Here is a 7,178-nt window from a genome sequence, read left to right as displayed (position 1 = left end):
GTAGGAGACTGATTTTATGTGATACATCACTTGGATCCGTTACGCGTAGTGGGGCGTCTGCGGGGGCTGTGGCTGCACTGGCAGGGGCGGCGGGAATCCCAGCTCCCTCATTATGAGGGCGGCTTCGAAAAGGGCTGCCTGCATGATCGGCCCCGCCACCTGGGGCGGGAGGTTCTTCACGTCTACCTCGCCCTGCACCGCCGCGACTCCTCTGATAGTGACCGTCACCACGCCGGGGGTTGAGGAGATGCTCACAGTGAAGGGGATCTCCGTCACTCCGCTTCTCTTAACCGCCCTCTCGCCTTCGATCATTATCTGCATATTCATCTGTAGCTGGGCGCCGGGGGGCGGGATCCCCAGCCTCTCTGCGTGGATGTAGTCAAACCTAATGCCGGCGACGCTCATGTCCCTTAAATAATCCCTTTATATAAACCTGACGTGGTGACGCAGATAGTTGACCACAGCGAGGCGCTTCACACGCTGGGCGAGGTCTCCACGGTGGTGTCTCCGCGGTGTGGATGCCCCCCGCCAGCCCCGCGGCTCGCCTCATTCCGCCACCTCGCCGCGGCGGTGCGGCGGATATACGGCGTTGAGATATACAGCGCCCTGGTAGATCAGCTAGATCTAGGCCTCCAGATACTCGACCCTGTGTTACTTCAAGGCCAGCTCCCCCTAGAGGCGTCTTGGATAGCCAGGTTGATGCCCGCCGGAAAAGCCGTGGCGAGGTGTGTCGCCCCAGATCCAGACCCCGTCACGGCGGCTATCGCAGTGGTATCAGCCGGCGCGCGGTCCGTGGCGGTGGATCTCCGTCTTGGATATACAAAATACGTAGATGTGCTGGCTCAATACGCGGAGCACACCGGCTCTGAGTTGCAGATCGTCGTGTCGGCCCCCCTCCGCCTCCCGGGCGACTTGGTTTTCCACTCCTCGGCGCCGCCGTACATCAGAGAGAGATATGTCAAGGCTGTGGGGGATGTCTCCGTGAGGCGGGGAGCCGTGCAACTAGTCGACGTTTCGCCAGGCGGCGGGGTCTGCGAGGGGGCGGGTGTTGACTATACAAAGACGCTGGAGAGAGTCGCCGAGTTGCTCGGTCTAGATATGGGCTTGTTTGACGATCTGGTGGCTCAAGGCGTCTTGAGCCACGGCTACGTGTTGGACCACGCAACGCCGTGGCAACTGGGCTACCTCGCCAAGTGGGAACTCGCCCGGCAGGTCCCCGGCGGCTGGTCCGCGACACACAAGCTCGTGTACCTCCATGGGCTTTACCGCGGCAGGCTGGCGTAGCGGGCTACCCCCGCGGGGGCTTGACGTCGGGGCACTTTCTAACTATGCGTCTACTCCAGACTAGGCCTACTTCGAACAGCACCGCGAATGGTATAAAGGTGAGGAAGGTGCTCACCAGCGTCACGTCCGGCGTCACTACGGCGATTAGGATGAGGGCTACTGCGTAGATGAGGGGTCTGTAGCTGGCTACGCTCCAGGGGTTGAGGAGGCAGAGCTCGGACAGAATTGCCACCACGATGGGTGTTTGGAACACGACGCCCGTCCAGAAAGCCACGCTTATCCAGGTGCCCACTACCGACGCTATGTTGAATATCTGCTGTAGTCTTAAAATGTTGCCGAGACCAACGACGAATCTAAACAGCGCTGGGTAGATGACGTAGATTCCGAAGAAGTTGCCGGCGTAGAATAGAAGTAGGGCTACCCAGAGGTACTTCTTGACGGCTCTCTCCTCGTGTGGATACAGCGCGGGCTGGACGTAGAGCCATATCTCATACACTATGTAGGGGAATACCACTAGAAACGCCAGGTAGAGAGAGGCGTACATGACGGCGGCCAGCGGGTTGAAGACGTCGCTTGGTATTATGGCGATGGTTATCCTCCCCGTCTTGTTTAAATCTTGTAGCATGGGGTGTAGCGTCTGCATAAACAGCCAGTAGGCAAATGGGTTGTACTCCCCCGTGAAGAAGAAAGAGGTTAAGATGCTCAGTAGGTTGCCGCTGGAGAGGTCAGGCGCCGGCATCCACATAATAAAGAAGACGATGACAAAGACGATGATTACCCGCTTGAGACGCTGTCCAAGCTCGGCGAGATGCTCCCACAGCGGCATCTCCTTATCGCGTGGGGGCTTATCCACATCCTGTACAAAGCCGGTATAAAAATCTCTCTAGAGGAAAAAGATTAATAAATCCACACCACCTAGTCCCTATGTATCTACTACTCGGAGGACAGGAGTGGATTGTAATTCTCATCGCAATAGTTATTATTTTGCTCTGGGGCCCCTCAAAACTGCCCTCTCTGGCGCGGGGCATGGGCGAGGCAATAAGGGAGTTTAGGAAGGCGGCGTCCGGGATTGAGGAAGAGCCGAGGAGGGCGGAGAAGAAGGAGGAGGTAGACCAGAAAATAATTGAGCTGGCCAAGTCGCTGGGGATCTCCACCGAGGGAAAGACTAAGGAGCAGATTCTCGACGAGGTGAATAAAAGGCTTGCCGAGTTGAAGAAGACTAATTAGATCGTCATCATCTAGGGAAAAACGAAAACCTGTCTGGGCGGAAAACTTCATCTGTTTTTGCCGTTTCTCTGGCATACGCCCAAAGCGGTGCACACCAGCTCCAGCATCATTAGCGCATCTAGGGCGCCGCCGCGCTCCGGTCCACGTCGCTGAGTGCTACAAACGTCTTGGCGCGGGGTCTTCAAGGCCTCGGCACAGCGGGAGGGTGTGGTGAAGCAGGCCAGCGGCTGGCTGGTGCCAGCCAGCTGGCTCTAAAAGCGACTGACATTGTAAATGGACTCTCCGGTGGTGACGAGCTTTATCTTGCGCCCGCGCCACTCTACTTCTTTGGTGAAGAATGCCAGCGCCGTCGCGGCTAGGGTGTATAGGTAGGCCACCACTGCCGCGGGTATGTAGATGGGCGGGGCTGGGGCGCCTAGGGCCTTTCTGCGTATGTAGCCGGCGGCGGCGTATATGAGGAGTGTCTGGGGGTAGATGGCCCAGGTTGCCAGCCATATGGCTGTGGCGGCTAGGCCTATCTTGGCCGCCGGCGGGCCTAGCTTTGCGGCTGTGGCGTACTGCCTCAGGAGCCAGTTGAAGAGGGGGCGGGGGCTGTCTGCGGGCGGCGGGCTTATGAGCTTTAGGTATGTGAATCGTATCGGGACGCGCAGAGCCTTGGCTCTGGCCGTGGCGTACATGTCGTCGCTTACGGCGCTGGAGGCGCCTTGCACCACCTTCGCAAGGACGTCTCTTCTGCCGGCGAGTGCCCCTCCCCAGATGAATCTGTACAGCCCCATCAAGACGTATCCGAAGTCGCTGGCGGCCGCGGCTACCCACCCCCAGAAGTTCCTCCCCACGACGACGCGGTAGCTCGTGGCCACGCCGTCGCTCCCCGCCGCCGCGGCTAGACGCTCGGCGTCCTCCGGCGTGAAGTACACGTCTGAGTCGAAGAGGGCTACGTATTCGCACCGGGCGTTGTTCACAGCGTACTCCACGGCGGCGGCCTTCCCCGCGGCCGGCGTCTTGACGCACGCGTCTTCTCTGCAGTCGTCGTCTGGGTCCCTCACCACCACGGCGTATCTAGAGGTGTGGCTGAGGGGCTCGTCGCGGCCTCGCGCGGGTATGTAGACGCAGGTGGGGACGCGGGCCCGGACCCTCCGGATGTTCCGCACCTCGGCGAGTAGGGGGGCGGCTACAAGTAGCCACTCCATATGTGTCTAGTGGCGTAGAGGAAGGCCAGGGCGCCCATCGCCGCGTTTATGGCGGGGAAGCGCCAGTACCATGTGGGGACTAGGTGGGGCCTCAGCGTTAGGTACAGCGCGGTGGCTGGGTAGAGGAGGGACGGGGCCATGAGGGGGTCGCGGGCGGTTAGGATGAGGGCCGTGGCTAGCCAGTTTGCTGCGACGAATATCATCGTCCTCCGGGGGCCGAGCGCCACTGCCACCGTCTTGACGCCGGCTTTTCTGTCTGCCTCTATGTCGGGCACTGCGGAGAGGGCGTGCATCCCGGCGGTCCACGCGACGCCGGCGGCCCACACCCACGCCGGCGGCAGGCGGCTGGAGGATAGGTAGTATCCCAGGGCCGCCGGCACGATGTACAGCCAGTTGCTGTAGGAGTCTAGGAGCGGCCGGGCCTTGAGGCGGAGGGGCGGGGCGCTGTAGGCGGTGGAGAGGGCTAGGTACAGCGCGACGAGGGCGGCCGCCGTGGGGTCCAGCGCTAGGGGCGCGGCGGCTAGGGCAGAGGCGGCTGCCGAGGCGGCTAGGAGCTTGGCGGCGCCGGCCGCGGCGCGCTCGGGGCCTGCCTTCTTGGGGTTTAGGAGATCTGTGTCGAGGTCGAAGAGGTCGTTGACGCCGTATAGGTATATGTTGGCGAATAGGAGGAAGTACAGCATGCCGTATATGAACTGGGGCTCGGCGAATTGGCTGGGGGCGGCCGCCCCCGCGCCGTAGCCCACCAGGAAGGGCCCTGCCGTGTAGAGCCAGAAGCGGGGGCGGCTGTGTATGAGGAGTCTGTGGAGGGCGCCGCGGAGGCTCATATCGACGCCACGTTTTTAACATACAGTAGCATCACCTCGCCGAAACGGGGCCTCACCTTATGGCTCAGCACGGAGAGGGGCCTCCGCCATATCAACATGGCGGTCCTCTTGTAGAGGTCGGAGGCCGTCTTTATCGCCGGGAGCAACCTCCGGGGGATGTACCTGTAGCCCTCCTCGGCGGCTTTCTGGATGTGTAGGTACCTCGCCAGCTCGTACCTCACGACTTGGGCGAACTCCTCGGTGGGGCCGACGCCCCTCGCCCCGAACCTCTCCATGTCCTCCGCGGGTATGTAGACGCGGCCTAGGGCTAGGTCCTCCCCGACGTCTCTAATCATGTTTATGAGCTGGTAGGCCCTCCCCAGCAGTCTGGCGTATGGATAGGAGGCTGGGGGCAGGCCTAGTATCTTGGCCATGAAGAGCCCTATGACCTCCGCCGAGCCGTATATGTAGCGGAGCAACTCGCCGAAGGTCGCATACCTCTTCTTGTGGAGGTCCATCTCCATGGACTCCAGAAAGGCCTCTATCCACCTCCTCTCGAACCCCCTCCGCCTAGCCAGCTCCGCGAAGTCGCCGATGACCGGCGGGGCGGCGGCGCCGTCCAGCGACCTCTCCGTGAGCCTCCACGCGCGGTAGAAGTCCTCCACGAGGGGCTCCGGCCTGTCCACCAGGTCGTCTACGTACCTCACGAAGGAGTAGAGCACAGCCACCTCGTCTCTGACTGGGCGGGGGAAGAGGACGCTGGAGTAGAAGAAGTTGCGGCCTTTTCTAAAGAAGGCGTAGTGGAGGCTAGACATAGTACCTGGCGAGTATGTACGCAGAGGCTAGGACCGACGGGACTCCTATGCCGGGGTGTGTGTACTGCCCCACGTAGTAGAGCCCCTCCACCCTCCTGCTCTTCATCAGGGGCCTGCCCAGCGCCGTCTGCCGAAGCGTGTGCCTCGGCCCGAGGGCCGTGCAGAGGTACGCGCCGTGGCGGTCGCAGAAGAATCTGCTGGGGTACTCCACCAGCGTCTTCACCTCGCCGCCGACGGCCATGGAGGCGAGCTTCTCGGCGAGGCCTCTCGGCCAGTAGCCCACGCCGGGGGGCGACGGGACTAGGAGAAACATGCTTGACCTCCCCGGCGGGGCCCAGCCGTCCTCAACCGCCGTGGGTATGTGTACGTAGAAAGAGGGCGCGTCGGGCATGCCGCCCCGGCCCACCAAGGCGTTGAGGTGCTCCTCCCAGCTGGAGATGTAGACCACGTGGGGCGGCCCCTCCCACCTGCCGCCCGCCAGCACCGCCATATACGCCGAGGGGGCCATCCTGAGCCCGCGCCAGTAGGACTCGTCGTACGACCTGAAGCGGGGCGGGAGCATGTCCTCCACTAGCTTGTAGTCGGCGTTGGCCACCACCACGTCAGCCTTGAGGAAGCCCGCCTGCGTGTGGACCCCCAGCACCCTCCCCGACCCAACCTCGATCCTCTTAGCCGCCGTGCAGGTCTTGAACTGGGCCCCGTGGCGAGCCCCCAGCTCGGCGAGGTTCTCCGCGACGGCGCCGAAGCCGCCCCTCGGCGCCTTGACCCCCCTGACGAACACGGAGTAGTTAAGCAACAGGCCGTAGAGGGCGGGGAGCTCCCACGGAGGGCTACCCACGAACATCCCGTCGTACTCCAGCAACCGCCTAATCAGCGGGTGCCTAAACCGCGCCTCGACGTAGCTACCGAAGCTACGGAGGTACCTAGCCAGCCCGGGGCCGGCCTTGGCCGCCGACAGGAGGTCCAGCCAGCTGTCGTACTTCTTGAAGAGCATGTTGTCCACCACGGCTCTGTAGAGCCGGGCCGCCTCCCTCATCATCTCCACGAACTTGTCCCCCGCGCCGCGCTCCAGCTCCTCTAGGCGCTGAGGCAGGTCGCGGCCCACCTCCAGCCTCCCGTAGCGCCCGTCGACGAAGACCATGCTGGGCTCGAGGTCGACGACTTGATAACGGCGGCCGCCGAGCTCCTGGAACACCTTGTCTATGACGTCGTCCATTAGGTACCACGTGGGGCCTATCTCGGCCCTGTATCCGCCGACCTCCACAGACGCGGACCTGCCCCCCAGCCGGCACCCCTTCTCCACCAAAACCACGTCGTAGCCCTTCTTAGCCAAGAAAGCGGCAGAGGCCAGCCCCCCGAAGCCGCCTCCTATAACCACGGCTCTCATGGAGGGGAGGCCGACTACCAACTAAATCACCTAGTCAAATAAACTATTACGCGGTGAAGCCCCAGCCGACTTGGGGAAACTATTTAAAGCACCGACGCGGGGGCTGACATGGAGTATTTGACGTACGAGGAGAGGAGCATCCTCACCATGTTGGTGACGGAGAGCTGGGCCAGCCCCAGCTCCATAGCAAAGAGGCTCGGCGTGTCCCGGCAGCTGGCCTGGTACACGCTTAGGAGGCTGAGGGAGGCTGGGGTCGTAGGCGAGCCCATGCTCTACGTCAGGCCAGACCACGCCGGGCTGCACTACGCCTTTTTCCAAAGCGAGAGGGAGCCCGAGGACTACACAGTCCTGAAGTTCGAGACCCTTGAGGGCGCCTACATCTTCGCCGTGCCGTTTAGAACTGAGGAGGAGCTGAGGAGCCTCAGGGAGAGGTACGGGAGGCCGTGGTTCGTCCCCAGCCTGAAGCCCAAGC

At 62.3% G+C, this 7,178-nt stretch carries 9 protein-coding genes; 3 read left to right on the top strand and 6 right to left on the bottom strand.

Annotated features, from left to right (window positions below; genetic code table 11):
* Nucleotides 1-39 precede the first annotated feature (39 nt).
* Nucleotides 40-405, bottom strand: a complete 366-nt coding sequence (locus ACP5J3_RS09320) for a hypothetical protein (protein ID WP_428495438.1) — start codon at nucleotides 403-405, stop codon at nucleotides 40-42.
* 33 nt (nucleotides 406-438) lie between these two features.
* On the opposite strand from ACP5J3_RS09320, the gene ACP5J3_RS09315 reads away from it, so the two are divergent.
* Complete coding sequence (locus ACP5J3_RS09315) at nucleotides 439-1,284, top strand: hypothetical protein (RefSeq protein WP_428495437.1); 846 nt, start codon at nucleotides 439-441, stop codon at nucleotides 1,282-1,284.
* Nucleotides 1,285-1,288: 4 nt separating this feature from the next.
* Here ACP5J3_RS09315 and ACP5J3_RS09310 read toward each other — a convergent pair whose 3' ends face one another.
* On the bottom strand, nucleotides 1,289-2,110 hold the full coding sequence (locus tag ACP5J3_RS09310) for a twin-arginine translocase subunit TatC (protein WP_428495439.1): 822 nt from the start codon (nucleotides 2,108-2,110) through the stop codon (nucleotides 1,289-1,291).
* Between the two features lie 98 nt (nucleotides 2,111-2,208).
* Here ACP5J3_RS09310 and ACP5J3_RS09305 point away from each other — a divergent pair, with 98 nt between their 5' ends.
* Entirely contained in the window at nucleotides 2,209-2,511 is a 303-nt protein-coding gene (locus ACP5J3_RS09305) for a Sec-independent protein translocase subunit TatA/TatB (RefSeq protein WP_428495436.1), read from the top strand.
* A gap of 251 nt (nucleotides 2,512-2,762) precedes the next feature.
* Here the strand turns inward: ACP5J3_RS09305 and ACP5J3_RS09300 are convergent, their stop codons facing one another.
* Genes ACP5J3_RS09300 through ACP5J3_RS09285 form a run of 4 tightly spaced genes read right to left on the bottom strand, consistent with a single transcriptional unit; the run spans nucleotide 2,763 to nucleotide 6,706 of the window.
* Nucleotides 2,763-3,701 (bottom strand): glycosyltransferase, encoded by a 939-nt coding sequence (locus ACP5J3_RS09300; protein ID WP_428495435.1) that lies wholly within the window; start codon nucleotides 3,699-3,701, stop codon nucleotides 2,763-2,765.
* Complete coding sequence (locus ACP5J3_RS09295; RefSeq protein ID WP_428495434.1) at nucleotides 3,683-4,525, bottom strand: prenyltransferase; 843 nt, start codon at nucleotides 4,523-4,525, stop codon at nucleotides 3,683-3,685. Before ACP5J3_RS09295 ends, ACP5J3_RS09300 begins: the two co-directional genes overlap by 19 nt.
* A complete protein-coding gene (locus tag ACP5J3_RS09290) occupies nucleotides 4,522-5,319 on the bottom strand; it encodes a phytoene/squalene synthase family protein (protein ID WP_428495433.1) in 798 nt (265 codons plus the stop codon). The genes ACP5J3_RS09295 and ACP5J3_RS09290 overlap by 4 nt, the downstream gene beginning before the upstream one ends.
* The gene (locus ACP5J3_RS09285; protein WP_428495432.1) at nucleotides 5,312-6,706 is read right to left on the bottom strand and encodes a phytoene desaturase family protein; all 1,395 of its coding nucleotides are present in this window, start codon (nucleotides 6,704-6,706) and stop codon (nucleotides 5,312-5,314) included. Before ACP5J3_RS09285 ends, ACP5J3_RS09290 begins: the two co-directional genes overlap by 8 nt.
* A 108-nt stretch (nucleotides 6,707-6,814) precedes the next feature.
* Here ACP5J3_RS09285 and ACP5J3_RS09280 point away from each other — a divergent pair.
* Nucleotides 6,815-7,178 (top strand): winged helix-turn-helix transcriptional regulator (locus ACP5J3_RS09280; RefSeq protein WP_428495431.1); only part of this gene is annotated, 364 nt, incomplete at its 3' end.

Origin of the sequence: Pyrobaculum sp., from assembly GCF_049971835.1 — an archaeon.
Taxonomy (GTDB): Archaea; Thermoproteota; Thermoprotei; order Thermoproteales; family Thermoproteaceae; genus Pyrobaculum.
This window is presented reverse-complemented; position numbering and strand designations above follow the sequence as displayed.

Excerpts from the sequence above, each read along its gene's own strand:
- ACP5J3_RS09320 (WP_428495438.1), bottom strand. The coding sequence starts at position 405 with ATGAGCGTCGCCGGCATTAGGTTTGACTACATCCACGCAGAGAGGCTG.
- ACP5J3_RS09310 (WP_428495439.1), bottom strand. The coding sequence starts at position 2,110 with ATGCCGCTGTGGGAGCATCTCGCCGAGCTTGGACAGCGTCTCAAGCGG.
- ACP5J3_RS09305 (WP_428495436.1), top strand. The coding sequence starts at position 2,209 with ATGTATCTACTACTCGGAGGACAGGAGTGGATTGTAATTCTCATCGCA.
- ACP5J3_RS09300 (WP_428495435.1), bottom strand. The coding sequence starts at position 3,701 with ATGGAGTGGCTACTTGTAGCCGCCCCCCTACTCGCCGAGGTGCGGAAC.
- ACP5J3_RS09295 (WP_428495434.1), bottom strand. The coding sequence starts at position 4,525 with ATGAGCCTCCGCGGCGCCCTCCACAGACTCCTCATACACAGCCGCCCC.
- ACP5J3_RS09290 (WP_428495433.1), bottom strand. The coding sequence starts at position 5,319 with ATGTCTAGCCTCCACTACGCCTTCTTTAGAAAAGGCCGCAACTTCTTC.
- ACP5J3_RS09285 (WP_428495432.1), bottom strand. The coding sequence starts at position 6,706 with ATGAGAGCCGTGGTTATAGGAGGCGGCTTCGGGGGGCTGGCCTCTGCC.